Source organism: Neisseria sp. KEM232 (assembly GCF_002237445.1).
Taxonomy (GTDB): domain Bacteria; phylum Pseudomonadota; class Gammaproteobacteria; order Burkholderiales; family Neisseriaceae; genus Neisseria.
The window spans coordinates 1,001,309-1,026,054 of the sequence record NZ_CP022527.1 but is presented as its reverse complement, the minus strand read 5'-3'; the positions used below and the strand labels follow the sequence as shown (position 1 = coordinate 1,026,054).

At 59.1% G+C, this 24,746-nt stretch carries 24 protein-coding genes; 12 read left to right on the top strand and 12 right to left on the bottom strand.

The annotated features are described in order from the left end of the window. Window positions 1-113: 113 nt before the first annotated feature. The 3 genes from sstT to CGZ77_RS05040 form a co-directional block, all read right to left on the bottom strand. Window positions 114-1,328 carry a serine/threonine transporter SstT gene (sstT, locus tag CGZ77_RS05050; RefSeq protein WP_009425292.1) on the bottom strand — a complete coding sequence of 405 codons (1,215 nt, stop codon included), beginning with the start codon at window positions 1,326-1,328 and terminating at the stop codon, window positions 114-116. A gap of 73 nt (window positions 1,329-1,401) precedes the next feature. Beyond that, entirely contained in the window at window positions 1,402-1,761 is a 360-nt protein-coding gene (locus tag CGZ77_RS05045; RefSeq protein ID WP_232304371.1) for a YbaN family protein, read from the bottom strand. Further along, the gene (locus CGZ77_RS05040) at window positions 1,761-2,336 is read right to left on the bottom strand and encodes a DUF1415 domain-containing protein (protein WP_009425290.1); all 576 of its coding nucleotides are present in this window, start codon (window positions 2,334-2,336) and stop codon (window positions 1,761-1,763) included. The genes CGZ77_RS05045 and CGZ77_RS05040 overlap by 1 nt, the downstream gene beginning before the upstream one ends. A gap of 447 nt (window positions 2,337-2,783) precedes the next feature. Between CGZ77_RS05040 and CGZ77_RS05035 the strand changes: the two genes are divergently transcribed. From CGZ77_RS05035 to CGZ77_RS04995, 9 genes are all read left to right on the top strand, one after another. Further along, on the top strand, window positions 2,784-3,656 hold the full coding sequence (locus CGZ77_RS05035) for a DMT family transporter (protein ID WP_009425286.1): 873 nt from the start codon (window positions 2,784-2,786) through the stop codon (window positions 3,654-3,656). Between the two features lie 218 nt (window positions 3,657-3,874). After that, the gene (locus tag CGZ77_RS05030; protein WP_009425284.1) at window positions 3,875-5,464 is read left to right on the top strand and encodes an inorganic phosphate transporter; all 1,590 of its coding nucleotides are present in this window, start codon (window positions 3,875-3,877) and stop codon (window positions 5,462-5,464) included. Between the two features lie 139 nt (window positions 5,465-5,603). Further along, a complete protein-coding gene (pilB, locus tag CGZ77_RS05025) occupies window positions 5,604-7,277 on the top strand; it encodes a type IV-A pilus assembly ATPase PilB (RefSeq protein ID WP_009425283.1) in 1,674 nt (557 codons plus the stop codon). Window positions 7,278-7,294: 17 nt separating this feature from the next. Further along, window positions 7,295-8,518, top strand: coding sequence for a type II secretion system F family protein (locus tag CGZ77_RS05020; RefSeq protein ID WP_009425282.1), 1,224 nt, complete (start codon window positions 7,295-7,297; stop codon window positions 8,516-8,518). Between the two features lie 27 nt (window positions 8,519-8,545). After that, a complete protein-coding gene (locus CGZ77_RS05015; protein ID WP_009425281.1) occupies window positions 8,546-9,409 on the top strand; it encodes an A24 family peptidase in 864 nt (287 codons plus the stop codon). Continuing rightward, complete coding sequence (gene coaE, locus CGZ77_RS05010) at window positions 9,406-10,026, top strand: dephospho-CoA kinase (protein ID WP_009425280.1); 621 nt, start codon at window positions 9,406-9,408, stop codon at window positions 10,024-10,026. Before CGZ77_RS05015 ends, coaE begins: the two co-directional genes overlap by 4 nt. After that, on the top strand, window positions 10,023-10,784 hold the full coding sequence (gene zapD / locus CGZ77_RS05005; RefSeq protein ID WP_009425279.1) for a cell division protein ZapD: 762 nt from the start codon (window positions 10,023-10,025) through the stop codon (window positions 10,782-10,784). The genes coaE and zapD overlap by 4 nt, the downstream gene beginning before the upstream one ends. Continuing rightward, a complete protein-coding gene (locus CGZ77_RS05000; protein ID WP_009425278.1) occupies window positions 10,785-10,982 on the top strand; it encodes a DNA gyrase inhibitor YacG in 198 nt (65 codons plus the stop codon). A 124-nt stretch (window positions 10,983-11,106) separates the two neighbouring features. Then, window positions 11,107-11,715, top strand: coding sequence for an HI_0552 family protein (locus CGZ77_RS04995; protein ID WP_009425277.1), 609 nt, complete (start codon window positions 11,107-11,109; stop codon window positions 11,713-11,715). A gap of 108 nt (window positions 11,716-11,823) precedes the next feature. On the opposite strand, the gene CGZ77_RS12030 is transcribed toward CGZ77_RS04995, so the two are convergent. From CGZ77_RS12030 to CGZ77_RS04985, 3 genes are all read right to left on the bottom strand, one after another. Further along, on the bottom strand, window positions 11,824-12,027 hold the full coding sequence (locus CGZ77_RS12030) for a hypothetical protein (RefSeq protein ID WP_157697515.1): 204 nt from the start codon (window positions 12,025-12,027) through the stop codon (window positions 11,824-11,826). Between the two features lie 40 nt (window positions 12,028-12,067). Continuing rightward, window positions 12,068-13,444, bottom strand: coding sequence for a phosphomannomutase/phosphoglucomutase (locus CGZ77_RS04990; RefSeq protein ID WP_009427222.1), 1,377 nt, complete (start codon window positions 13,442-13,444; stop codon window positions 12,068-12,070). 79 nt (window positions 13,445-13,523) lie between these two features. After that, window positions 13,524-15,569, bottom strand: a complete 2,046-nt coding sequence (locus CGZ77_RS04985; RefSeq protein ID WP_009427221.1) for a LysM peptidoglycan-binding domain-containing protein — start codon at window positions 15,567-15,569, stop codon at window positions 13,524-13,526. Window positions 15,570-15,765: 196 nt separating this feature from the next. Here CGZ77_RS04985 and CGZ77_RS04980 point away from each other — a divergent pair, with 196 nt between their 5' ends. After that, window positions 15,766-16,377, top strand: coding sequence for a class I SAM-dependent methyltransferase (locus tag CGZ77_RS04980; protein ID WP_009427219.1), 612 nt, complete (start codon window positions 15,766-15,768; stop codon window positions 16,375-16,377). Window positions 16,378-16,442: 65 nt separating this feature from the next. Here the strand turns inward: CGZ77_RS04980 and CGZ77_RS04975 are convergent, their stop codons facing one another. The 6 genes from CGZ77_RS04975 to CGZ77_RS04950 all read right to left on the bottom strand — a co-directional run bounded on the left by CGZ77_RS04975 (window position 16,443) and on the right by CGZ77_RS04950 (window position 20,664). Continuing rightward, window positions 16,443-16,742, bottom strand: a complete 300-nt coding sequence (locus tag CGZ77_RS04975) for an AzlD family protein (protein WP_009427218.1) — start codon at window positions 16,740-16,742, stop codon at window positions 16,443-16,445. Further along, window positions 16,739-17,455, bottom strand: coding sequence for an AzlC family ABC transporter permease (locus tag CGZ77_RS04970; protein ID WP_009427217.1), 717 nt, complete (start codon window positions 17,453-17,455; stop codon window positions 16,739-16,741). Before CGZ77_RS04970 ends, CGZ77_RS04975 begins: the two co-directional genes overlap by 4 nt. Window positions 17,456-17,592: 137 nt before the next feature. Further along, window positions 17,593-17,877: a hypothetical protein gene (locus CGZ77_RS04965; protein ID WP_009427216.1), complete on the bottom strand. Its 285-nt coding sequence runs from the start codon at window positions 17,875-17,877 to the stop codon at window positions 17,593-17,595. Window positions 17,878-17,974: 97 nt separating this feature from the next. Beyond that, window positions 17,975-19,582, bottom strand: coding sequence for an FAD-dependent oxidoreductase (locus tag CGZ77_RS04960; protein WP_036496627.1), 1,608 nt, complete (start codon window positions 19,580-19,582; stop codon window positions 17,975-17,977). Window positions 19,583-19,655: 73 nt separating this feature from the next. Then, window positions 19,656-20,156 (bottom strand): hypothetical protein, encoded by a 501-nt coding sequence (locus CGZ77_RS04955; protein ID WP_094030991.1) that lies wholly within the window; start codon window positions 20,154-20,156, stop codon window positions 19,656-19,658. Window positions 20,157-20,250: 94 nt separating this feature from the next. Next, window positions 20,251-20,664: a hypothetical protein gene (locus CGZ77_RS04950; protein ID WP_094030990.1), complete on the bottom strand. Its 414-nt coding sequence runs from the start codon at window positions 20,662-20,664 to the stop codon at window positions 20,251-20,253. A gap of 122 nt (window positions 20,665-20,786) precedes the next feature. Here CGZ77_RS04950 and xseA point away from each other — a divergent pair, with 122 nt between their 5' ends. Then, window positions 20,787-22,139: an exodeoxyribonuclease VII large subunit gene (gene xseA, locus CGZ77_RS04945; RefSeq protein ID WP_009427211.1), complete on the top strand. Its 1,353-nt coding sequence runs from the start codon at window positions 20,787-20,789 to the stop codon at window positions 22,137-22,139. Between the two features lie 353 nt (window positions 22,140-22,492). Continuing rightward, window positions 22,493-24,685: a TonB-dependent hemoglobin/transferrin/lactoferrin family receptor gene (locus tag CGZ77_RS04940; protein WP_009427210.1), complete on the top strand. Its 2,193-nt coding sequence runs from the start codon at window positions 22,493-22,495 to the stop codon at window positions 24,683-24,685. Window positions 24,686-24,746: the final 61 nt, after the last annotated feature.

Genomic DNA, 24,746 nt, shown 5'->3' with positions numbered 1-24,746 from the left:
TTTACCGCATTGCGGTTTTTATGGCTTGTTTTGAACGGGTACGCCATGTTTCCAAATGCCAAAAAAGAGGCCGTCTGAAACTTTCAGACGGCCTCTTTTGCTTTTTTACCCGATCAGTTTTTCCTACGGCTGCCGAGGTCGGCGGCGGCGGTGAAGAGGACGTCGGTGGAAGAGTTGAGCGCGGTTTCGCAAGAGTCCTGTACCACGCCGATGATGAAGCCGACGGCGACCACCTGCATGGCGACGTCGTTGCTGATGCCGAACAGGCTGCATGCGAGGGGAATCAGCAGCAGCGAGCCGCCGGCCACGCCGGATGCTCCGCAGGCGCTGACGGTGGCGACGAGGCTCAGCAGCAGGGCGGTGGGGAAGTCAACGCTGATGCCTTCGGTATGGGCGGCGGCAAGCGCCAGCACGGTGATGGTGATGGCCGCGCCCGCCATATTGATGGTGGCGCCCAGCGGGATGGAAATGGAATAGGTGTCTTCGTGCAGATCGAGTTTTTTCGCCAGTGCCATATTGACGGGGATGTTGGCGGCGGAGGAGCGGGTGAAAAAAGCGGGAATGCCGCTTTCGCGCAGGCAGGTGAAAACGAGCGGATAGGGATTGGCGCGGATTTTCCACCAGACAATCAGCGGGTTGAAGACGAAGGCGACAAACAGCATGCAGCCGACCAACACGACGAGGAGCTTGGCATAGCCTGCCAGCGCTTCAAAACCGGTTTCGGCAAGAGTGGAGGCGACCAGGCCGAAGATACCCAGCGGGGCGAAGCGGATTACCCAGCGCACAATGGCGGAGACGGCATCAGCCATATCGGCAACGGCGGCGCGGGTGGTGGCGGAGGCATGGCGCAGAGCGAAGCCGAGCAGCAGCGCCCAGGCAAGGATGCCGATGTAGTTACCCTCGGCCAGCGCCTTGATGGGGTTGCTGACCAGGTTGAGCAACAGGGTTTTCAATACGGCGGTAATGCCTTCGGGCGGAGCGATGCCTTCCTGTCCGCTCACCAGTTTGAGTTCGGTCGGATAGGCCAGACCGGCGGCAACGGCAACCAGAGCCGCGCCCAGTGTGCCGATAAGGTAGAGCACCAGAATGGGTTTGATGTGGATTTCGTTGCCTTTTTGATGTTTTGTAATAGCGGCGGTAACCAGTATGAACACCAAAAACGGCGCGACTGCTTTGAGCGCGCCGACGAACATACTGCCCAAAATGCCGACGGCTTTGGCGGCGGGGACGGAAACTGCGTATACCGCAACGCCGAGTACGAGTCCGATGATAATCTGCTTCACCACGCTCATACGCAGCAGGGCTTGCAGGGTTGTATTATTTGCCATCTTGATTCCTTAACTTCTTTTAACTGAATGTTTGCATTCTATAAGAGATGCCGCACATTGGGTAGCGGCGGGCTTATGCGTCGGGCAGCCGCCACATCCACCATGCGCTGCCCAGACAGAGCGCGGCTGCGGCGGCGGGTATCCACCACGGATCGGGGATGCGCCACAGGATAATCAGGCAGGAAGCCGCCATCATGGAAAAGGCGAGGTATTTGGCACGGCGGGGCACGGCGCGTTTTTCTTCCCAGTTTTGAATCATCGGGCCGAAATAACGGTGGCGGTGCAGCCAGCGGTGAAAACGCGGCGAGGCTTTTGCCCAGCAGGCGGCGGTGAGAAGGACGAAGGGTGTGGTCGGCAGCAGCGGCAGCACGATGCCGACGATTCCCACCGCCAGCGACACCGCGCCCAGCAGCCAGAAAAACGGACGGGAAATCACGGCTGTTCCTTGTGGAACGGGCAGCCCTGCGGGATGCCGAGTGCGTCCCAGCCGCTTTTGCCCATTTTTTCCAGCAGCTCGATGTTGCGGCCGAAAATGGCTTCGGCATCGGGAAAAGCCTGCGCGGCTTTGGCGATGCTGTCTTCGCGGATGAGGTGGAGGGTAGGGTAGGGGCTGCGGTTGGTGTAGTTGCCGATGTCGTCGGGCTGGGTGCCTTCGAAACGGAAGTCGGGGTGGAAGGGGGCGATTTGGATGATGCCTTCGAGGCCGTTGTCGGCAATGGCGGCTTCGGCGGTGTCGAGCATGTCGTTGAACTGCAAAAAGTCGGTAAACAGCGTCGGGTGGACGAGCAGCGTGGTTTCCAACTGTTCGGGCGGTGTGTCGGCCAAAAGCTGCAATTCGCGGTCGAGGTCTTCCAAAAAACCGTCGCCGTGTTTGACCCCGCTCACGGCGATGCGTACGCGGCCTTTGACGTGCGGGGCTTTGGCAAACGGGCAGAGGTTCAGCCCGATAACGGCTTTTTCCATCCATTGTCGGGTGTGGTCGGCCACGGTGTCGGCAATATTTTCCATGGGTGTGTGTTGAGTTGAAAACGGCTCGCAATCATACGGTTTTTAAGTGCGAAAAGAAAGGTAGGCCGTCTGAAAACGGATTTCGGTTCTTTGAAAACAGGCTTGCGGTTTGGCTTTCAGACGGCCTCTGATATGCCGTTTTGCCTGCCGCTCCGGCTTTTTCAGACGGCCTCCTTGGGTTACAATCCGCCGCTTTGCCGCCGCCGTGCGTTTTTTGCCGCGGCGGTTTGTCGAACCATTAAATCGGGGCTGTTTTGCAGTTTCGTTGCCGCGACGGTTTTTGCTTCCCGCACCGTCTGTTTCCGTGTACGGAATCCGCTTCTCAAAACGCTTGCAAACAGCCCCGAGGCCGTCTGAAAAAGCCTTGCGCCTGCACAATGCGCTTTGCCGAATATGTTTTCAGACGGCCTATTACCGCCCGGATGCGGAGTCGGACAAGGAAACCGAATGATCTATCAAATTCTGGCACTGGTGATTTGGAGCAGCACCTTTATCGCTGCCAAGTACGCCGAGGGGATGGTCGATCCCGCAATGACGGTGCAGATCAGGCTGGTTATCGCCGCGCTCGCCGTGCTGCCGGTCTGCCGCCGCTATATCGGACGCATTCCGCAGGATAAATGGAAGCCGTTGTTGTGGCTGTCGTTTCTCAACTATGTCGGCGTGCTGATGTTCCAATTTATCGGCGTCAAATATACGTCTGCCGCCAGCGCTGCAACAATGATCGGGCTGGAGCCGCTGATGATGGTGTTTGTCGGCCACTTTTTTTTCAACGACCGCGCCCGCCCGTACCACTGGCTTTGCGGCGCAGCCGCGTTTGCGGGTGTGGCCGTGCTGATACTCGGCGGCGGCGAGGGCGGCGGCATCAGCATTTTCGGCTGTATGCTGGTGTTTATGGGAGGCATCGTGTTTTGCAGCATCACGCGGCCGACGCAGAAGCTGATCGGCGAAATCGGTGCGCCGGCCTATACTTCGGTTTCGCTGGCCGTTTCGGCGGTGTTGTGCCTGCCGTTTTCCCTGCTGCTGGCCGAGCGCTATACGGTGGTTTGGAGCTGGCAGGGGGCGGCGGCGCTGCTGTATTTGGGCATCGGGTGCAGCTGGCTGGCCTATTTGTTGTGGAATAAGGGGATGCTGACCGTTCCGGCCAATCTGGCGGGGCTGCTGACTTCGCTCGAACCGATTTTCGGCGTGTTGCTGGCGGTGTTGTTGCTGGGCGAGGACATTTCTCCGCTTTCGTGGCTGGGGATTCTGATTGTCGTGGCGGCCACGTTTACCGCAGGCGTGCTGCCGCGGGTGCTGAAAGAAAAACAACAGGCCGTCTGAAAAGGCCTGCCGGGCAGCGGTATGGTGAGGCAATTTTGTGTTTACAGGCATTTGGCGGGAGTATGCGGCAAAGCGGGCGGGGAATTTCCCGCCGGATTGTCCGGTAAAGCCTTTCGGGCGGAGATTATTAAACTTATAATGCGCAAACGCCGCTTGGCGTGTTTGTGATGGTTGTGCCGAATTTCTCCGTTTTCAAATTATTTTGAAGGACTGTCCTCATGGCTCCGACGAACAACGATTCGAGTCCCATGTATAAAACCAATCTGGCATTTGCCGCCATGCTTATCGGTATGGTCGGCTATTTTATTTACTGGGGATTGGATTACACCCATTACAACCATATCACCATGTTCCTGCTTGCCACGGCCTTCGGCGTGTTTATGGCGTTTAATATCGGCGGCAACGATGTGGCCAATTCCTTCGGCACTTCCGTGGGCGCAGGTACGCTGACGATTCCGCAGGCGCTGATTGTCGCGGCCGTGTTCGAAGTGAGCGGTGCGGTGATTGCGGGCGGCGAGGTAACCGCCACCATCCGCAACGGCATTGTGCGGATGGAGGCTTTGCCGATGGAGCCGATGCAGTTTGTCTATGTGATGCTGTCCGCGCTTTTGGCGGCTGCCCTCTGGCTGCTGTTTGCCACAAAAAAAGGCCTGCCCGTTTCGACCACGCACGCGATCATCGGCGGCATTGTCGGCAGCTCGATGGTGCTGGGTTTTCTGTTAACCAAAAGCAGCGACGGCACGTTTGCTTTGATAAAATGGGAAAAAATCGGCGAAATTGCCGTGTCTTGGGTGTTGTCGCCGGTGTTGGGCGGGCTAGTGTCGTATGTGCTGTTTTATCAGGTAAAAAAACATGTGCTGGATTACAACACGGAAATCGAAAGACAGCTTAAAGACATCAAAGCCGAGAAAAAAGCCTATAAAGAAGAACACCGCCTGCGCTTCGAAGCTCTGCCCGAGCCTGAACGCCTGAAAGCGGCGTCGGCCATGGCGCGTGACGCGCAGATTTACGGCGAGGCGGACTTTGATCCGAATGAATTGGAATCGGCCTATTACCAGGGTCTGTACCATATCGAACAGCGCAAGAGCAGTATCGACGCCTATAAGGCGCTTCATTCTTGGGTGCCGCTGATTTCGTCGGTGGGCGGTATGATGATTGCCTCGATGCTGATTTTCAAAGGTTTGAAAAACCTGAATTTGGGTATCGGCGAGCTGGGCAGCTATCTGACCATTCTGATGATAGGCGCAGGTATTTGGTTAGCTACGTTTATTTATGCTAAGACATTGAAACGCAAGGATTTGGCAAAATCCACTTTTTTGATGTTTTCCTGGATGCAGGTGTTTACTGCAGCCGGGTTTGCGTTCAGCCACGGAGCGAACGACATTGCCAATGCCATCGGCCCGTTTGCGGCGATTATGGACGTGCTGCGTACCGATGCCATCGGTATTTCCGCGCCCGTGCCGCCGATAGTTCTCTTGACGTTCGGTATCGCGCTTATCGTCGGTTTGTGGTTTATCGGTAAGGAAGTGATTGCGACTGTGGGTACGAGTTTGGCCGAAATGCATCCTGCTTCGGGTTTTACGGCCGAGCTGTCTGCGGCTTCGGTTGTGATGGCGGCTTCGTTTCTGGGGCTGCCGGTGTCGAGCACGCATATTCTGGTCGGAGCGGTTTTGGGCATCGGTTTGGTCAACCGTAATGCCAACTGGAAAGCGATGAAGCCTATCGCTTTGGCTTGGGTAATTACCTTGCCCGCGGCATCGCTTCTTTCGGTTACCTGCTTCTTCGTGCTTCAGACGGCCTTTGGCTGATAATGTGGCTTGGTGTTTAATAATTTTTACAAATAATAGGAAAATTTTGTCATATGCCGGTCAAGTATTTATAATGGACAAAATTTTCGCAATTTGAACGGCAAAAACCGGGTACGCCGGAAGCCGGAATAGGGATGGCATGAGTTTAGGTTTGTTAAGGGTTTTAGTGCAAAACCGTATACTGTCCAACGAACAGACGGGGCGCTATCAGAAAGCTTTAGGGGAAAATAAAGACATTATCCCCATGCTGTTTGGCGATAATATTACCAATCCGAAAGCGCTGGCGGAATTGTTGGCTCAGATTTTCAATTATCCGGTTTTGGATTTGAGTTATTACCCGCGCAGCAATATCGTGCAGGATGTGTTACCGGAAGAGCAGATGCAGGCCAACGCCTGCGTGCCGGTATTCAAACGCGGAAACAGGGTGTTTCTGGCAGTTTCCGATCCGACCAAAATTCAGGAATTTCAAAAACTGGTAACCGGGTATACGATTGATTTGGTTGTCGTACGACATGACCAGCTGATGACTTTGGTCGAGTGGCTGGGTCAGCGCTCCACCACTATTTTGCGCGAGATGTCGCAAGATCAGTTGGATACCTCGACTTCTCAGGCATTGTTTATCGGCGATGAAGAAGCAGAAGACGGGCCGATTGCACGTTTCATCCACAAAACGCTTTCTGATGCCCTTAATTCGGGCGCGTCGGATATCCACTTTGAGTTTTATGAAAATACGGCAAGGGTTCGTTTCCGTGTCGACGGCCAGCTTAGGGAGGTTGTCAAACCTCCTGTGACCGTACGAAGCCAGCTCGCATCGCGCATCAAAGTGATGGCCAAACTCGATATTTCCGAGAAGCGCGTCCCTCAAGACGGCCGTATTCAGATTGCGTTTTCCAAACATGGCCGCCCCACGGATTTCCGTGTCAGCACACTGCCTACCCTTTTTGGCGAAAAAGTGGTGATGCGTATTTTGAATTCCGATGCGGCATCGCTCAATATAGATCAACTCGGTTTTGAGGATTTCCAAAAAGATTTGCTGTTGGAGGCAATTCACAGGCCTTACGGCATGGTTTTGGTTACCGGACCGACCGGTTCGGGTAAAACCGTCTCGTTGTATACATGCCTGAATATTCTGAATACCGAAGGTGTGAATATTTCTACCGCAGAGGATCCAGCCGAGATTAACCTGCCCGGCATTAACCAGGTAAACGTAAACGACAAACAGGGACTGACCTTTGCAGCAGCACTGAAATCGTTTCTCCGTCAAGACCCGGATATCATCATGGTCGGTGAGATTCGCGATTTGGAGACGGCGGATATTGCAATTAAAGCCTCGCAAACCGGTCACATGGTGTTCTCAACGCTGCATACCAATAATGCGCCGGCAACTTTGTCCCGTATGTTGAATATGGGTGTCGCGCCGTTCAATATTGCCAGCTCGGTTAGTCTGATTATGGCGCAGAGGCTGCTCCGCCGCCTGTGTCCGAACTGCAAAGAGCCAATGGACAGGCCGCCTGAACATGCATTAAAAAAAGCCGGTTTTACCGATGAAGATTTGGCACGTGAATGGACGATGTATCGTGCGGTCGGCTGCGACACATGCCGCGGTAAAGGTTACAAAGGCCGAGCCGGTGTTTATGAAGTTATGCCGATAACCGGTGAAATGCAGAGGGTAATTATGGAAGGTGGTACGGAAGTCGATATACAGCAGATGGCCTATCAGGAGGGTATGGTCGATTTGCGCAGAGCAGGTTTGTTGAAGGTAATGGATGGGATTACTTCTTTGGAAGAAGTATTGGGTAACACTAACGATTAATCAAATGGACTGGGAAAATGAAAGCAAATAAAGTCAATAATGAAAAAGGTAAACGGTTTACTTTTGAAGGTAAGCACACTCAGAGCGAACAAATCGTCCGCGGAGAAGTAGTAGCTGCCAACGAGGAAGAAGCGCGTAAGAAACTGCTGCGCAGAGGTATCAAACCGTTGCGGATTACGCAGGTCAAAGCCACGCGCAAAAAGCGCATTACTCAGGAAGATATCACGGTTTTTACCCGTCAGTTGGCAACTATGATGAAGGCCGGTTTGCCGTTGATGCAGGCTTTTGAAATTGTGGCGCGCGGACACTCGAATCCGTCGATGACGCAGTTGCTGATGTCTATCAGAAGCGATGTGGAGCAGGGCACGTCTATGGGCGCCGCTTTTGCCAAGCATCCGAAATATTTTGACCGTTTCTACTGCAATCTGGTTGCTGCGGGTGAGGCTGGTGGTGTGTTGGAAAACTTGTTGGACAAATTGGCTGTCTACAAGGAAAAAACCCAGTCTATCAAGAAAAAAGTGAAATCAGCATTGACTTATCCGATTGCCATTGTTGTTGTGGCAGTTGTATTGGTTATTATTATGATGATGTTTGTGTTGCCGGCATTCGGAAAAGTTTATCACGACATGGGGGCGGAACTGCCTTTCCTTACCCAGGTTATGATGAATATTTCTGACTTTTTTGTCAGTTATGGATGGGTAATTATTATAGGACTGATCGGTATGGTGGTTGCCTTGGTTCATTTTCATAAAAATTCTCCCAAGTTTCAGAAAAGGGTGGATGCTTGGGTGTTGAAATTACCAATATTTGGTAACATTGTGCGTAAAGCCACTATTGCCCGATGGGCAAGGACAACCGCCAGCCTTTTTGCCGCTGGTGTGCCTTTGGTTGAAGCTTTGGATTCTGTGGCAGGTGCTTCAGGTAATATTTTGTACGAAGAGGGTACAATTACAATTAAATCCCAAGTAAACCAAGGTCTGTCGTTGACTTCGGGCATGCAAAGTACGGGTTTGTTCCCCAATATGGTCATACAGATGGCATCTATCGGTGAAGAGTCCGGTTCCTTAGACGACATGTTGAACAAGGTAGCAGAGTTTTATGAGGAAGAAGTCGACACAGCTGTTGCCCAGCTGTCTTCACTGATGGAACCGATTATTATGGTGGTATTGGGCAGCATTATTGGTGTGATATTGGTAGCCATGTACCTGCCGCTGTTCAACTTGGGTAACGTAGTAGGCTGATGGTTCATGAATAATCTGTATTCATGGATGACGGAATATTATGCCCCTTTGGTCATTCCCATCTCGGTAATTCTCGGCCTGCTGGTCGGTAGTTTTCTCAATGTCGTGATTTACCGCGTTCCCGTGATGATGGAACGCGGGTGGACTCTGTTTTCCAAAGAGCATTTGGGAATCGAGCTGACCGATGAGGAAAAGCAGCCGTTCAGTCTGACCCGGCCGCCGTCGCGCTGTCCGAAATGCGGTAACCGGGTCAGGCCGTGGCAGAACATACCGGTTGTCAGCTACTTGCTGTTGAAAGGCAAATGCGGCCATTGCCATACCCATATCAGTGCCCGTTATCCCGCTGTCGAAGTATTGACGGCCGTTGTGTTCGGCATTGTTGCCGCTTGTTACGGCTGGTCTTGGATAACGCTGACAGGCTTGGTGTTTACGGGTTTCTTGGTGGCTTTGGCCTTTATCGATGCGGATACGCAATATCTGCCTGACGAGCTGACCATTCCTCTGGTTTGGCTGGGTTTGCTTGCGGCTTATGGCGGCAGCGGCTTGGTTACCTTGCAGCAGTCTGTCATGGGCGCGGTATGCGGCTATCTCAGCTTATGGCTGTTAAACCGGCTTCATAAGCAGATTCGCGGAATTGACGGCATGGGCGGAGGCGATTTCAAGCTTTTGGCCGCATTGGGTGCGTGGCTTGGCGCGGCGGTTTTGCCCGTTGTCGTTTTTGTTGCGGCCGTTGTCGGTATTGTTTCTGCCCTCATTATGAAAGTCAGACAAAGCCAGCCGATGGCTTTCGGCCCCTGCCTGATTATTGCCGGCTGGATTGTTTTCGTCACGCATGACAAAGTTCTGGCAGGCGTGCGCTGGTGGCTGCATATGTCGGGTTTTTCGGCATGACCGTTTGGATCGGGCTGACAGGAGGAATCGGCAGCGGAAAATCACAGGCCGCTGCCGAATTTTCGTCTTTGGGTGTTCCGGTTATCGATGCGGATCAGGTGGGACGCGGGCTGACTGCAGAGCAGGGCAGGGCGCTGCCGGCGGTGCGGCAGGCGTTTGGCGACAAAGTGTTCGACGGTGACACGCTGAACCGTGCCGCATTGAGAGAAACAGTTTTTGCCGATGCTGTGGCAAAAAAACGTTTGGAAGACATTCTGCTGCCGCTGATTTTCGATGAAATCCGTCGGGAGCAGCAGCAATACACCAATCGAAGCTACGGTATAATCGAAATCCCCCTGCTGGCCGAACAGGCCGGTTTTCAAACGCTGGTGCGGCGCGTTTTGCTGATAGAAACCGACGAGCCGGTCAGAATCGGGCGCGTCATGCGGCGCAGCGGTCTTTCGGAAGACGAAGTGAAGCGGATTATCGCCGCGCAGGCCGGAGAAAAACAGCGCCGGCGTCTGGCCGACGATATCGTGATCAACAACGGCAGCACACAAGAGCTGCGGCAGAAAATAGGCCGTCTGAACGCTTACTTCCGCGCCCGTTTCCACCACCAACCACAGACATCCAAATGATTAAATTCGAACACCCATTGTCCGAGCGGGTACGCAACTTCCTGCGCATCGAATACCTGTTCAAACGCTTTCAGGACGAAATCGCCTGCCCGCATTCGGTGTGGGCGCACCATCTGGCGCTGTCCACCCTGTTCGATATCATGGAATCCGCCGCCCGCGCCGAATTAAAGCTCGACATCCTGCAGGAATTGGAACGCCAGAAACAAATGGTCGCCAAAACCCGCAGCCCCGAATCCGCCCGGCAGTTGCAGGAAGACCTCAAACAAGTCGCGCAAGGCCTGCTCGGCATCCAGCAGAAATTCGGCCAGCACCTGCGCGAAAACGAATGGCTGATGGCGCTCAAACAGCGCATGCTCGTTCCCGGCGGCACCAGCCCGTTCGACGTCCCTTCGTATTACTACTGGCAGCAGCGCCCGTACGAAGAGCGCCAGGCCGACCTCAAACGCTGGATACGCACCCTGATGCCCACCTACGACGCCATCTCCGTCCTCCTGCGCATCCTGCGCAACAACTCGCGCGAAGTCGGCTGCCACGCCAAACGCGGAAACTACCAGCACGCCAGCCTGGCGCAAAACATCCACCTGCTCAGCATCGAAGTCGGCAAAGAACACGGCGCCATGCCCGAAGTTTCCGCCAACAAATACTTCACCCACATCCGCTTCCTCACCATCTCCAACGAACGCCCGCGCGGCCCGCAGGTAGACGGCGACATCCCCTTCAAAATGATCATGAGCAGCTTCGACCAAGTGGTGGAATAAATGGACAAAACCATCCGAACCGTCCGCTGCCCCCGCTGCGGCAAACCCGCCGAATGGTCGCCAGCAAACCCCTACCGCCCCTTTTGCAGCCGACGGTGCAAAACCACCGACCTCGGCGCATGGGCGGGCGAAGACTACCGCGTCGCCGCAGCCGAGCCCGACATCTTCTCCGAAACCGCCCCGCCGCAGGCAGACTGAGGCCGTCTGAAAACACCCCGCCCCGGCCGCGCTTGTTTTCAGACGGCCTTGCCGTATCCGACAACCCTTCGAGCCAAAGCCACAGCGCCGCAGATTTCATGTCGGCCGACTAAAAAGGAACGCCATGCTCACCCCGCAACACAGCCGCCTGTTCGACATCCCCTTCTACCAATTCGCCCAACTCAAAAAATACCAACCCGAAGCCATCCCGCAAATCAAAGCCGACTACAAAGCCGCCTGGCAGGACTGGCAGAGCCTGATCCGCCAGGTTGCCGCCGATCTCGGCGCCCCCTTCGCCCCGCCGCATATCGAACGCTGGTGCAACGGCTGGCAGGTACGCGCCCACTTTTTCGCCTACTTCAAATACGAAGCCTACCGCGATGCCGCCGCCATTCTTTCGGTCCTCCTCAACCGCCGCCGCCTCACCGTCAGCCTCGACTGGCACTGCTACAAAGCCGACGTCTCCCCCATCGCCCTGCCGCAATACAACCAATGGCTCGACGAACTCGATACCGAACGCTATGCCGCCTACGAGCTATGGCACGGCGCCGAAAGCGAATACGCCGACTACCCGACCGTTGCCGACAGCACCGTCAAACTTGAAAGCGGCGAAGACTTCTACTGCATCGGCCGCCACATCGAAGGCGGCGACCTCGGCAAAACCGACACCGCCGCCTGGATCGCACAAACCATACACGAACTGCAACCGCTCTACGAAGCCTGCTTCCGTTAAACCTGCCGCCGTCGACAAAACAGGCCGTCTGAAAAAAACCGCGAATGCGGTTTTTTTCAGACGGCCATTTCAGACGGCCATTTCAGACGGCCATTTCAGACGGCCATTTCAGACGGCCATTTCAGACGGCCATTTCCGTCTGAAAGTGGCCGTCTGAAAGTGGCCGTCTGAAAGTGGCCGTCTGAAAGTGGCCGTCTGAAAGTGGCCGTCTGAAAGTGGCCGTCTGAAAGTGGCCGTCTGAAAGTGGCCGTCTGAAAGTGGCCGTCTGAAAGTGGCCGTCTGAAAGTGGCCGTCTGAAAAAACGCCCGACAATGTCGGGCGTTTTTTCAGACGGCCTTGCCGCGGCTGGGATTTACAGCGGCCAGGCCAGGTCGGGCAGGGCGGCGAGGGCGGTTTTGAACTGGTTTTGGATGCGGGTGATGGCGTCGCGGTTGTCGGCTTCGAAGCGCAGCACCAGCACGGGGGTGGTGTTGGAGGCGCGTATCAGGCCGAAGCCGTCGGGGTATTCGACGCGCAGGCCGTCGATGGTGACGATGTCTTGTGCGCCTTCGAAGCGGGCGGCGGCGGCCAGTTCGGCGACGGTGTCGTGGCCGTTGCGGCCTGCGGGCAGGGCGATGTTGATTTCGGGGGTGGACACTGCCTGCGGCAGGCTGTCGAGTTCGGCGGATGGGTCGGCACTGCGGGAGAGGATTTCCAGCAGGCGGGCGCCGGCGTACATGCCGTCGTCGAAGCCGTACCAGCGTTCTTTGAAGAAGGTGTGGCCGCTCATTTCGCCCGCCAAGAGGGCGCCGCTGCGTTTCATGGCGGATTTGATGAAGCTGTGGCCGGTTTTTTCCATGACGGGTTCGCCGCCGTGCTGCCGTATCCAGGGGGCGAGCAGGCGGGTGGATTTGACGTCGAAGATGATTTTGGCCTGCGGGTTGCGGCTGAGGACGTCGCGGGCGAAGAGCATGAGCTGGCGGTCGGGGTAGATGATGTTGCCGTTTTTGGTGACGACGCCGAGGCGGTCGCCGTCGCCGTCGAAGGCGAGGCCGATTTCGGCGCTGCCGTTTTGCACGGCGGCAATCAGGTCGCGCAGGTTGTCGGGTTTGGCGGGGTCGGGGTGGTGGTTGGGGAAGCTGCCGTCGACGGTGCAGTAGAGTTCTTCCACTTCGCATCCGAGGGCGCGGTAGAGGCTGCCTGCGTATGCGCCGGCAATGCCGTTGCCCGCGTCGATGGCGATTTTCATCGGGCGCGCGAGTTGGATGTGGGAGGTGACGGCATTTTGGTAGGCGGCTGCGGTGTCGGTTTGGCGGATGCTGCCGCTGCCGCTGACGAAGGCATTCTCTTCGATGGTTTCGCGCAGTTGCTGTATGGCTTCGCCGGCGAGGGTTTCGCCGCCGAGCATGATTTTGAAGCCGTTGTAGTCGGGCGGGTTGTGGCTGCCGGTAATCATGATGCCGCTGCCGCCGCATTCGCTTACGGCGGCGAAGTAGAGCATGGGGGTGGCGACCATGCCGACGTCGGTGACGCTGATGCCGCTTTCGGTCAGGCCGCGGCAGAGTGCGGCGGTAAGCGCGGGGCCGCTGAGGCGGCCGTCGCGGCCGACGGCGATGCTGCCGATGCCCTGCGCGGCGGCGCGTGCGGCAATGGCGCGGCCGATCAGGCGGGCGGTGTCTTCGGTTAGGGTTTGACCGACGATGCCGCGGATGTCGTAGGCTTTGAAGATTTCGGGGGCGGTTTGTGCCATGTCGTTGTCCTGTTTGCGGAAGGGGAAAAATATTCAGACGGCCTGCTGCGGGCAGGCCGTCTGAAACGGGAAGGCGGGTTTAGCTGCCTTGGAGTCTGATGTTTTGTCCGGGGCGGATGACGGTGCTGTTGTTGTTCCAGCGGCGCACGTCTTTGACATCGACGTTGAAGCGGCGGGCGATTTCGGCCAGCGTGTCGCCTTGGCGGACAGTGTAGGAAACGGGGCGGACGGCTGCGGGGGCGGCTCTGCCTTTGGAGGCGGCCACTTTGAGTATCTGCCCCTGACGGATGGTGTTGCCTTTGATGTTGTTGGCGGCAACAAGATCGGCCACGTTCATGTCGTAGCGTTTGGCGATGTTGAACAGGGTGTCGCCGTCTGCAACTTTGTGGGTACCGGGTGCGGCGGCTTTGGCCGCGGCCAAGGCGCGGGCTTCGGCCGCCTGTTTCTGTCTGGCGCGGGCTTCGGCGGCAGCTTTGGCCTGGCGGTTGTGTTCTGCCGCTTCGGCTTCGGCGGTTTGCACGGGTGCGGTCTCTGCCTGTTGCAGGCCGGAAGTTTGGACGAAGTTCATGATCAGATCGCTGTTTCCGTCTTCTGCGGCGGGCGCGGGGGCGGCTGAGGCCGTCTGAACGGGGGAGGCCGTTTGAGCGGCGGCGGTTTCGACAACGGGGGCGGCCGGAGCGGCGGGTTCTGTTTTGACGGTCAGATCGTCAGGCAGCGCGGGTGCGGCAGCGCGGGTAAAATCGACAGGAGCGGCGGCAGGGGCGGGAGCCGGTTTGTCCGATGCGGTGAAGACGGGTGTGGCGGAGACGGTAGGCTGCGGGGCGGTTTGGGTAAAAACGGGCGCGGATTCGGGCAGGGTTCGCGGCGCGGGCATCAGCTTGGGCTGGGCGGTGGCGACTGCGGCGGTGGTACCCATCTGTGGCACGGTTTGCAGCTTGTTGTCGTTGGGGTTGGTGTCGGTGTCCAGTGCGGCGAAGTTGAGGGGCGTGCCGCCTGTTTTGCCGCTGAAGTTGTTTTTCGCCACGAGGATGCTGCGGCCGGCGGCGATGTTGTTTTTGCTCAGGCCGTTGAGGCGTTTGATTTCGGCGGTGCTCATGCCGGTTTCGGCGGCGATGGAGGAGATGTCGGTGTCGGCGTAGGGGGTGTAGACGTCCCAGGAGAGCAGGGTGGCGCGGTCGGCTTTTTTGTAGTTGCGCTCGAAAGTGGCGGCGGCGGATGCGGGCAGCAGCAGCTTGCGGCCGATTTTCGGGATGTAGACGGGGGTTTTGAAGGCGGGGTTGAGGGCGTCGAATTCGGCCTGGCTGATGCCTGAAAGGCGGACTGCGGCGCTCAAATCGATGGGTTGGTCGATGTCGACGGCTTTGAAGAAGGGTTTGTTGTCGAGGTCGGCGAAGTTCATGCCGAAATATTGCGGGTTGTTGACGATGTTGCGCACGGCGAGCAGTTTGGGCACGTAGTTGCGCGTTTCGGCAGGCATTTTCAGGTTTTCGTAAACGGGCTCCAAGCCTTGGGCGCGGGCGCGGTTGACGGCGCGGCCGACGTTGCCTTCGCCCCAGTTGTAGGCGGCCAGCGCCAGCGACCAGTCGCCGAACAGGCCGTGCAGGTATTCGAGGTAGTTCAGCGCCGCGTCGGTGGCGGCGTAGACGTCGTGGCGTCCGTCGTAGAGCGGGGTTTGTTCGAGGCCGTAGTGGCGGCCGGTGGCGGGCATGAACTGCCACAGGCCGGAGGCGCCGACGGTGGATTTGGCTTTGGTGACGTAGGCGCTTTCGATGAAGGGCAGCAGCGCGATTTCGGCGGGCATGTTGCGTTTGGCCACTTCGCGGCTGATGTGGTACATGTAGGGGCGGCTGCGTTCGATGGTGCGGTTGAAATAGGCAGCGGAGGCGGCGAATTTGCTTTCGTGGCGGCGCACCAGTTCGGGGTTGACTTCGTTCATGCGGAAGTCGCTGCGCAGATGCGCCCAGACGCTGTTGTGGCCGGTTTTGGTTTTGCCGTGGTCGAGGGCGACGGTGTTGGCGCGCATCAGCGCCATGCCGATTTGGTTTTTGGTGTAGGTTTGGCCGGAGGCGGCGGAGGCGAAGGAGATGCCCGTAATGGCGATGACGAGTGTTTTTATCGGTTTCATGTATTTGGGTTTCGGCGGACGCTGGAACAGCGCGGGATACTAACTTGACAGGCATGAAGCGTCAAGGTTTGCCAAGTGTAAAAATTTTCAATGCGTTAGACCGTTCGTCGCATTTTTGTGCAATGGTGCGGCGGGCGGGCATCGGGGGTAGAATAAGCATTTGTCGTTTTTTCGGACGCAAGAAGGAGGGTGCATTATGGATTGGACGGTTTGGTTCGAACGCGGTGCGGTGGGGCGTTATGCGGCGTGCTGCGAACGGGATTTTCTCAAGAGCATGGCGCGGGTGCGGCCTTTTCAGACGGCCTTGCAGATCGGGATGCCGCAATGGGAAACCGACGGCGTGCCGTGCGTCGGCCGCGATGTGATGGCGGATTTTGCCGCGCTGCCGTTTGCGGCGGAGAGTATGGATCTGCTGCTGGTGCCGCACGGTTTTGAAAACGGGGATTGTGAAGCGTTTGCCCGCGAGGCCTGGCGCGTGCTGGCGGGCGACGGGCGGCTGGTGTTGTGCGGGCTGAATCCGCATTCGCTGTGGCGGCTGCTTTACCGTGCCGAGGGAAAACTGTTTCCCAACAGCGGCCGCACGCTGCCTTGGGGGCGTTTGAAGGCGGTTTTGGAAGAGGCGGGGTTTGAGACGGAGGCGGTGGAATGGCTGGTCTGCTGGCCGCTGGCGGACACGCCGCAGCATGGGGAGGCGGGGCTGCCGGTTTTGGCGCTGGTTTACGCGGCGGTGTGCGTGAAACGGGTGGCGGGCGTGCGGCTTTTGGATGCTTATGTGCCTGCCGGCGGCAGGCCGGTGTTTGCCGTGTGAGCGGCGGATCAAAGGCAAGAGGCCGTCTGAAAGCGAAGTTTCAGACGGCCTCTTTGTGTGCGCGGTCAGCCCATCAGATAACCGAGTATGCCCGATGTCGCGACGGCAATCAGCACGGTCGGCAGCATGGGCAGGCGGCTGGCGGCGAGCACGGTAACGGCAACGGCAATCAGCTCGTGCGGTTTGTCGGAGGCGAAGTAGGGGGCGATCACGGCAATCAGCACGCAGCCGGGCGCGGCGTCCATCACTTTGGCGGCACGTTTGCCCAGCGTGCGGTTGCGCAGGGCGAAAAAACCGATCAGCCGCGTGCTGTATGTTGCCATCAGCATGCCGAGGATAACGAGGACGGAATCAAGGGAAATCATGCGTCCTTCCCTTGGAAATAGGCCGTCAGCAATCCGGCGGCGGTGCCGGCGGGAACGTACCACGCGCCTTTTGTCGTGCGGTAGACCGCGGCGGCGGCAATCAGGCTGACGAGCCAGGGCAGGGCGGGGCGCCAGCCTTTCCACATGCCGCGCAGCAGCACGAGGAACACGGCGGGAAAGGCCATGCCGAAGCCCCACGCGGCCACATCGCCCAGCACCGGGCCGACAGCCGCGCCGACGGCGGAAGTAATCACCCACACCACATACAGCGTCAGGCTCACGCCCAAATAGTATTGCAGGCTGAACAGCGCCAGCCCCGCGTCTTTGCGCTTGCGGATGTCGGCCATCGCCATCGCCCAGCTCTCGTCGGTCATCAGAAAAAGGGCGGGCAGCACTTTTTTCATCGGCAGATGGCGGATATAGGGGGCGAGCGCCGCGCCCATCAGGATGTGGCGCGTGTTGATCATAAAGGTAACGCCGACAATCAGCAGTATGGGCAGCGGTTTTGCCCACAGGCCGACGGTGGCGAATTCCGAGCCGCCGGCGAAGTTCAGGCCGGTCATCAGCGGCATTTCGACCACGCTCATGCCTTTTTGCGCGCCCTGTATGCCGAGAATCAGGGCGAAGGGCAGCATGCCGATGATGATGGGCAGGCAGTCGCGGATGCCGCGCCGGAATTCCTGCGCGGGGGAGGGGAGGGGGGGTGTCTGCATAAATCTGTTTCGCTCGGATGCAAAAGGGGCGGGATTATAGCGTGCGGCGGCTGTTCGGGCCGTCTGAAATCAGGCCGTCTGAAAAAACGGATGCTTTTCAGACGGCCTGACAACCCGTTCGGAATGCGTGCGGCGCTTTATTCCCCGCCAAACTGCGTGCGGAAGAAGAAAAAATCGTTGGGGCTGATCACATCGCAGGCGTGGCCGTCGGAGAGCGCGTTCAGGCGGGCATAGGCCGTCTGAAAACACTCGCGCTCGAATTCGTGCAGATCGGCCACGGCGGCGCGGTAGGCGGCTTCGGGCAGCGCTTCGGGGTTTTTCAGCGCTTCGGCAAGATGGCCGTAGAGCGGGTTGCCTTCGAGCGCTTCGCGGTAGAAATCCTGAAAGGCCGTGTAGGCGGCGGCGTGGTTGTAAACGGGCATGGCGTTTGCGTTAGGAAATGGAGAGGGAACGTGAGATTACGTTAAAACGCGGCGTGTGGCTACTTCCTTTCCGTTTTTTCAGACGGCCTCTGCCCTTTCAGACGGCCTCCAATATCCGTTTTGCCGCTTCCACGCCCCAATAGGCCGCTTCCTCGAATACCGAATAGCCGCTCATGTCGCTGTGGGCGAAGAAGAGGGCGGAGCGGCGGCCGGTTTGCGGCGGGGCGGCGTCGAGGTAGCCCGGGCGGGGAACCGCCATGCCGTGGCCGCGCACGGTGAGGGAAACGCGCTCCACATGGCGCCAAAAGCCGCTGCCGTATACGGCGGTAAGGTCGGCGGCGGCCAAAGCCAGCAATTCGCCGGCGTCGGCATCGAGCAGGTAGCGGCGGACCTTGCGCGGCGTGTCGTGCACGGGCGCGGTGTAGGACGTGAACACCGTGCGCGGCGGCTTGGCGGTGCGGATCAGCTGGTTGCCCGCGGCAACGTAGCCCAAATGCGGGCTGCCGTATACCACGTTGTCCCATGCCAAACCGCTGCCGTTTGGTTCGGCGGGGAAACGGTTGAGGACGAAATTGCCCACCAGCCACGGCGCGCTTTCAGACGGCCTCAGGCCGTAGCGCGGCGCGTCTGCCACGATGTGCGCCGCCACCGACAGCGGCATGGCGCAGACAACGTGCCGCGCGAGCACCGCCACGGTTTTGCCGTCGGCATTGCCGCGCAGCCACACCGCCGCGCCGTCTTCGCGCTCTTCGATTTTCACCGCAGCCCCGTCCCAAGCTGCGGGCGCGGTAAAACGCCATTGAGCGGCTGCGGGCAGCGCCGCGAGCGTTTGCAGGCCGCAATGCCGCCGCAGCGCTTCGGAAACGTGCGCCAAACCGTCCGGCCAGGTCAGCACCGCGTCGGCGTGCAGCCCGCGCGCGCAGAAATAATGCAGTCCGGCAAAGGCCGATACGTCGGCAATGCCGCGCCCGTAGTCGTCGCGGCAGCAGTAGTCGAGATACCAGAGCAGGGAGGGAGAGCGGTAGCCCTCGCGTGCGAGCCACTGCGCGAAGGTCAGGCGGTCGAGCCGCCGCCATTCTCCGTCTTGCGAAGACAGGGCGACGGGAATGGCGAAAATCTTGCGTCCGTCGCGGCCGCACGCGGTTTTCAGACGGCCTGTGAGGGCGAAAAAACGGCGGCTGTCGGCGTCCTGCTGCGGCAGCAGGCTTTCCTGCCATTTGCCGCGATACCACAGCCGCTCCTGCGGCGCGTACACCAAATCCGTTTCGTTGAACACACCGTTTTGCATGATGCCGAGATCGTCGAGCATCAGGCGGACATACACGCTTTCCGGCGGGGGCAGGGCGAGATAGTGCGCGCCCGTCGGCGCGGCCAGCTCCGCATCGTAAAAGCCCGCGTTGTTGCCGTTGCGCTCCAAGCCTTCGGCCAGCAGGATGTCGCGGTGGCCGTTTCGCACGAGATACCACAGCGCCGAGAGCGCCGCCGCGCCGCTGCCGAGAATGAGCGTGCCGCAGCGGTGTGAGGGCGGCCTGTCCGTGCCCTCCGCCAGCATGCCGTCGCGCAGCAGGTGGCCGGGCGGCAGACCCGGGCGGCGGACGCTGACCGGCGGCAGGCGGTTCAAATGCCGCCATGTCTGCCACGATGCGGCGGAAGCGGCAGCGAGGGCGGCGGCGGAAACGAGAAACTGGCGGCGGGAGACGGGCATGACTTTGGGCGGGTGCGGGAAGACAGATAATAGATATTTGAAAAACGGTTTTAACTTCTTTGAAACTTCGTTTTCAGACGGCCTGAATGCTTGGAGCGGCATAAAGGAGGCTGTCTGAAAGCACAAAACGGGCTTTCAGACGGCCTCCTCTGTTATTTGTATTTGCCGACAACGCGGACAATTTCCGCGTTCTGTGCGGCGCAGTAGGTTTCGGCTTTGGCGTGCAGCGGGGCGGTGGGGCGGTGGGCGCGTTCAGGCCGGCCGTCCAAACCATGCCGAGCAGATCGGCGAGGCCGGGAATGCTGCGGACGATGGCGCTTTGCGGCGACGGTCGGCCGTATTTTTCCTCACAGGCTTTCACCGGCGCGTCGAGCTGCTTGTAGATGTCTGCCAGCTTGCCCAAGCCGCCCGTTGCCGCCACGGTTTCTTTAAAACAGAAGGTTTCCGCGCTTTTGAGCAGCACGGCATCGCGCATCACGGTACGGCATTCGTCGGAAACGGTTGTTTCCTGCGGCGCGGCAAAGGCGGGCAGGCAGACGAGGGCGCAGAGCAGGGCGGCAAGGCGGGGTTTCATGGTGCTTGTTCTCTTGGGTAAAAAACAGGATGAGGCCGTTCCCGCCTTCGCGGGAATGACGTTTCCGAACGCATATTTCAGACGGCCTCTGTCTTTATTTGCGTCGGCTGATAACGCGGACGATTTCCGCATTCTGCGCGGCGCGATAGGCGGCGGCTTTTTTTTGCAGGGCGGGGCTTGGCGCTTTCATGTCGGCCATTTTCACCGGGTCGAGCAGATCGATGAGGCCGGGGATGCTGCCGACGATATCGTTTTGCTCGGACAGGCGGCCGTATTTTTGCTCGCAGGCTCTCACCGGCGTGTCGAGCTGCTTGTAGATGTCTGCCAGCTTGCCGATACCGCCCGCTGCCGCCGACACTTCTTGCGGGCAGAAGATGAAGGCGCTTTGCAGCAGCACGGCATCGCGCATCACGGTGTGGCATTCGGAGGAAACGGTTTTTTCCTGCGGTGCGGCAAAGGCGGGCAGGCAGACGAGGGCGCAGAGCAGGGCGGAAAGGCGGGGTTTCATGGTGCTTGTTCTCCGTGGGAAAAAACATAATGAGGCCGTCTGAAAAACCGGGGTCAGGCCGCGCATTATAGCCGCCTGCCGTTTTCCCGTATAATGCGCCGCTTTTGCCGCCGCCCGAAGCCATGTCCGATTTGTTCGCGTCCGCCGCCCTGTCCGTTTCCGAACTCAACGCCGCCGCCAGAATGCTGCTGGAAGACAATCTTTCCGGCCTGTGGGTGGCGGGCGAAGTGTCCAACCTCACCCGCGCCGCCAGCGGGCATTATTATTTCTCGCTCAAAGACAGCCGCGCCCAAGTGCGCTGCGCCATGTTCAAGGGCACGGCGCAGCGGTTTGCCGCCCTGAAAGAGGGCGACCATGTCGAAGTGAGCGGCCGCATTTCCATTTACGAGGCGCGCGGCGAATTTCAGATTACGGTGAACGATTTGCGCCTCAAAGGCTTGGGGCGGCTCTACGAAGCCTACGAAAAACTGAAAGCCGCCTTGCAGGCCGAAGGCTTGTTCGCCGCAGCAAACAAGCGGCCGCTGCCCGCGCATCCGCAGCGCATCGGCATCGTCACCAGCCCCGCCGCCGCCGCCCTGCGCGACGTGCTCACCACCCTGCGCCGCCGCGCGCCCGACATTCCCGTTATCCTTTATCCCGCCGCCGTGCAGGGCGCGGACAGCGCGGCGCAGCTTGCCCGTGCCGTAAACGCGGCATCGGAGCGCGGCGAATGCGACGTGCTAATCGTCTGCCGGGGCGGCGGCAGCATTGAGGATTTGTGGTCGTTTAACGAAGAAGCCGTCGTCCGCGCCGTCGCCGCCTGCCGCATTCCCGTGGTCAGCGGCGTCGGCCACGAAACCGATTTCACCCTCACCGACTTTGCCGCCGACGTGCGCGCGCCCACGCCCACCGCCGCCGCCGAGCTGGTGTCGCCCAACCGCACCGAGCTGCTGCACAAGCTGGCGCAGGCCGAAGGCCGTCTGAAAGATGCGCTGACGCAGCGTTACCACGATGCCAGCCAGCGCGTCGACTGGTTTGCCCGCCAAATCCGCCACCCGCGCCAGAAGCTCGACGCGCAGCGCGGGCAAACCGCCGTCCTCGCGCAAAGGCTGTCCGCCGCCATGCTCGCCAATCTGCGCCTGCAAAGGGAAACGCTGGCGCGGCAGAGCCTGCTGCTGCAACACGCCCGCCCCGACGCGGCGGCGGCAAAAGGCCGTCTGAACGCTTTTCAGACGGCCTTGTCGCGCAACTTCGCCCTGCTGTCGGCGGCGAAACGGCAGCGTTTGGAAAAACAGGCCGCGCTGTTGGAGGCCGTGTCGCCGCAGCACATTCTGGCACGCGGTTTTTCCGTGGTGAAAAACGGGCGCGGCCAGGTCGTACGCGACGCCGCATTGCTCAAACAGGGGCAGACGCTGCACATCACCTTTGCCGAGGGCGAGGCCGACGTGCGTGTGACCGGCGAAACGGCGCAGCCCGATTTGTTTGATTTTTCCTGACTGCCGCAGCGGCGCGCAAAAGGCCGTCTGAAAATGCACAAGGCGTTTTCAGACGGCCTTTTTGTATGGCGCGGCAGAGGCCGTCTGAAAGCGCCGTCGGGCAAATCCGAACAAACTCATTCCGTTATAGTGAGTCAAAATAAAAAAGATACAAGGCAGCAAGCCGAAGACAGTACAGATAGTACGGCGAGGCGCAGCAACGCCGTAGATTTTTTATTTTGGCTCACTATACATCGAAACAGACATAAAGCGTCCGGTACACCGGTCTTTACCGCCCTTAACCCGCGCTTGCAATTTTCCGCCGCAAGGTTTATAAACACGAACCATTTTTATTATATTCGTAACAGAAAAACATGAAACCCAAATTCTTGGCCTGCGCCGTCGCCGCGCTTTTTTCTTCCCCGCTTTTGGCCGAAACCGTTTCGCAAAACGATTTGGACACCGTGGTCGTCACCGCCGACCGCAACGAGCAAATGCTCGACAAAGCCGCGCCGAACGTGTCGGTGATAACCCGCAAAATCCTCGACCGCGCCACAGCGGCCAACCTCGACGACATCGCGCTCTACGAGCCGGGCGTGGGAGTGGCCTCCGACAACAACCGCCGCGGCCACGCGGGTTTCAACATCCGCGGCATCGGCGGCAACCGCATCCTGATGATGGTGGACGGCGTGCGCGTGCCCGAAGCCTACGAAGGCGGCGGCACCAACGGCGCGGTGTCCGGCCGCGACATGGTCGAAGCCGACACCCTGCGCCAGGTCGACATCGTCAAAGGCCCGTATTCCGCGCTCTACGGCAGCGACGCGCTCGGCGGCGTGGTGAATATGGTGACCTACTCGCCGCGCGATTTCGTCGATGCGGAAAAACGCGGCTACTTCGGCCTGAAATACGGCTACCGCAGCCGCGACCGCAGCCACGGCGTCACCGCCACCGCCGCCGGTTTCCATGAAAACGCCGAAGGTTTGCTGATGCTCACGCGCCGCCACGGCCACGAAACCGAAAACATGGGCAAGGACAAAAGCTATTCCACCGCGCGCACCGCCTCCAACCCGCAGAACAACAGCGCCTACAACATCCTCGCCAAAGGCAGCGTCGGCAATGAGAGCCACCGCTTTGAAACGCTGTACGAGCGTTTCTACCGCAAAAACGACACCGTCCTCGCCAACGGCCTGGGCACGGCCTCCTACGGGCCGGTCACCACCCGCACCACAAGCAGCGAAGCGCACGACCGCATCCGCCGCCAGCGCATCGAAGCGGGCTACCGCTACACCGGCGAAGGCCGTCTGAAAGAAGCCAACGTCACACTTTACCAACAGAAAATGCGCAACGAAGACGACGCCGTCGACAGCAGCACCACCGTCCGCATGGGCACCGCCAGCAGCAGCACGCGCTATTCCGACTACGGCTTCAACCAAACCATCCGCGGCCTGACCACGCGCGGCGTGTGGGCGTTTGACGGCGCGGTGAAGCAAACCGTCGTCGCCGGCGCCGAATACAAGCACACCAAAACCGCCCGCCCGCGCGACAGCCTCACCGTCAACCACACCACCGGCACAGTCAGCAAAATTTACGCCGGCAGCCTCTTCCCCAACAAAACCTTCCCCGACAGCACGCGCAAAACCTTCAGCCTCTATGTGCAGGACAGCCTGACCTTCAACAACGGCATCGTTCTCACCCCCGCGCTGCGCTACGAAAAAGACAAGCTCTCCACCACCGTCGACGACGCCTACCGCAACGCCAATCCCAACAGCGCCGATATGCCCGAGTTCAGCGATTCCGCCGTCACCCCCAGCCTGCGCCTGAGCGTGCCGCTGGGCGACAAATTCACCGGTTTTGCCACCTACTCGCAGGGCTTCCGCACCCCGCCGTTTGACAGCGCCACCATGGCCTTCGCCAACACCACTTACGGCTACGCCATCGTGCCCAACGCCAACCTCAAATCCGAGCGCTCCAACAGCTTCGAACTGGGCATGAAGTTCAAAGGGGAACGCGCCAAAGCGCAGGTCACCGCCTTCTACAACCGCTACAAAAACTTCATCGACCAAACCCAAATCGGCACCGCCATCATCGGCGGCCGCCCCATCCTGCAATACCAGTACCAAAACCTCGACCGCGTCCGCACCTACGGCCTCGAAGCCGCCGCCGCCTACACCTTCGCCGACCACTGGCAGGCAAACGGCAGCATCGCCTGGATGCGCGGCAAACAGGCCGACGGCAGCCCGCTCGACTCCGCCCACCCGCTCAACGGCGTAATCGGCATCGACTACGCGCAGGAAAAATGGGGCGCGGGTACCAAGCTGCGCTGGGCGGCCAAACAAAACCGCGTCAGCAGCGACGACGTGTTCAAAACCCCCGGCTACGGCGTATGGGACGTCGGCGCCTGGTACAAACCCGTGAAAAACGTCGAACTGAGCGCCACCGTCTACAACCTCGGCAACAAAAAATACTGGCAGCACGCCGACGTGGCCGGACTCAAATCCAGTGCCTTCAACGATTTGTATACCGACAGCGGCCGCAACATCGCCGCAGGCGTGCATATCAAGTTTTAAAGGGAGAAAGGCCGTCTGAAAGGCTTTTCAGACGGCCTTTACTCTCGCAAACGGACAAAAG

What these genes read in the sequence shown, in the direction of transcription:
- sstT (WP_009425292.1), bottom strand. Translation starts at nt 1,328, where the DNA reads ATGGCAAATAATACAACCCTGCAAGCCCTGCTGCGTATGAGCGTGGTG.
- CGZ77_RS05040 (WP_009425290.1), bottom strand. Translation starts at nt 2,336, where the DNA reads ATGGAAAATATTGCCGACACCGTGGCCGACCACACCCGACAATGGATG.
- CGZ77_RS05035 (WP_009425286.1), top strand. Translation starts at nt 2,784, where the DNA reads ATGATCTATCAAATTCTGGCACTGGTGATTTGGAGCAGCACCTTTATC.
- CGZ77_RS05030 (WP_009425284.1), top strand. Translation starts at nt 3,875, where the DNA reads ATGGCTCCGACGAACAACGATTCGAGTCCCATGTATAAAACCAATCTG.
- pilB (WP_009425283.1), top strand. Translation starts at nt 5,604, where the DNA reads ATGAGTTTAGGTTTGTTAAGGGTTTTAGTGCAAAACCGTATACTGTCC.
- CGZ77_RS05020 (WP_009425282.1), top strand. Translation starts at nt 7,295, where the DNA reads ATGAAAGCAAATAAAGTCAATAATGAAAAAGGTAAACGGTTTACTTTT.
- CGZ77_RS05015 (WP_009425281.1), top strand. Translation starts at nt 8,546, where the DNA reads ATGACGGAATATTATGCCCCTTTGGTCATTCCCATCTCGGTAATTCTC.
- coaE (WP_009425280.1), top strand. Translation starts at nt 9,406, where the DNA reads ATGACCGTTTGGATCGGGCTGACAGGAGGAATCGGCAGCGGAAAATCA.
- zapD (WP_009425279.1), top strand. Translation starts at nt 10,023, where the DNA reads ATGATTAAATTCGAACACCCATTGTCCGAGCGGGTACGCAACTTCCTG.
- CGZ77_RS05000 (WP_009425278.1), top strand. Translation starts at nt 10,785, where the DNA reads ATGGACAAAACCATCCGAACCGTCCGCTGCCCCCGCTGCGGCAAACCC.
- CGZ77_RS04995 (WP_009425277.1), top strand. Translation starts at nt 11,107, where the DNA reads ATGCTCACCCCGCAACACAGCCGCCTGTTCGACATCCCCTTCTACCAA.
- CGZ77_RS04990 (WP_009427222.1), bottom strand. Translation starts at nt 13,444, where the DNA reads ATGGCACAAACCGCCCCCGAAATCTTCAAAGCCTACGACATCCGCGGC.
- CGZ77_RS04985 (WP_009427221.1), bottom strand. Translation starts at nt 15,569, where the DNA reads ATGAAACCGATAAAAACACTCGTCATCGCCATTACGGGCATCTCCTTC.
- CGZ77_RS04980 (WP_009427219.1), top strand. Translation starts at nt 15,766, where the DNA reads ATGGATTGGACGGTTTGGTTCGAACGCGGTGCGGTGGGGCGTTATGCG.
- CGZ77_RS04975 (WP_009427218.1), bottom strand. Translation starts at nt 16,742, where the DNA reads ATGATTTCCCTTGATTCCGTCCTCGTTATCCTCGGCATGCTGATGGCA.
- CGZ77_RS04970 (WP_009427217.1), bottom strand. Translation starts at nt 17,455, where the DNA reads ATGCAGACACCCCCCCTCCCCTCCCCCGCGCAGGAATTCCGGCGCGGC.
- CGZ77_RS04965 (WP_009427216.1), bottom strand. Translation starts at nt 17,877, where the DNA reads ATGCCCGTTTACAACCACGCCGCCGCCTACACGGCCTTTCAGGATTTC.
- CGZ77_RS04960 (WP_036496627.1), bottom strand. Translation starts at nt 19,582, where the DNA reads ATGCCCGTCTCCCGCCGCCAGTTTCTCGTTTCCGCCGCCGCCCTCGCT.
- CGZ77_RS04955 (WP_094030991.1), bottom strand. Translation starts at nt 20,156, where the DNA reads ATGAAACCCCGCCTTGCCGCCCTGCTCTGCGCCCTCGTCTGCCTGCCC.
- CGZ77_RS04950 (WP_094030990.1), bottom strand. Translation starts at nt 20,664, where the DNA reads ATGAAACCCCGCCTTTCCGCCCTGCTCTGCGCCCTCGTCTGCCTGCCC.
- xseA (WP_009427211.1), top strand. Translation starts at nt 20,787, where the DNA reads ATGTCCGATTTGTTCGCGTCCGCCGCCCTGTCCGTTTCCGAACTCAAC.
- CGZ77_RS04940 (WP_009427210.1), top strand. Translation starts at nt 22,493, where the DNA reads ATGAAACCCAAATTCTTGGCCTGCGCCGTCGCCGCGCTTTTTTCTTCC.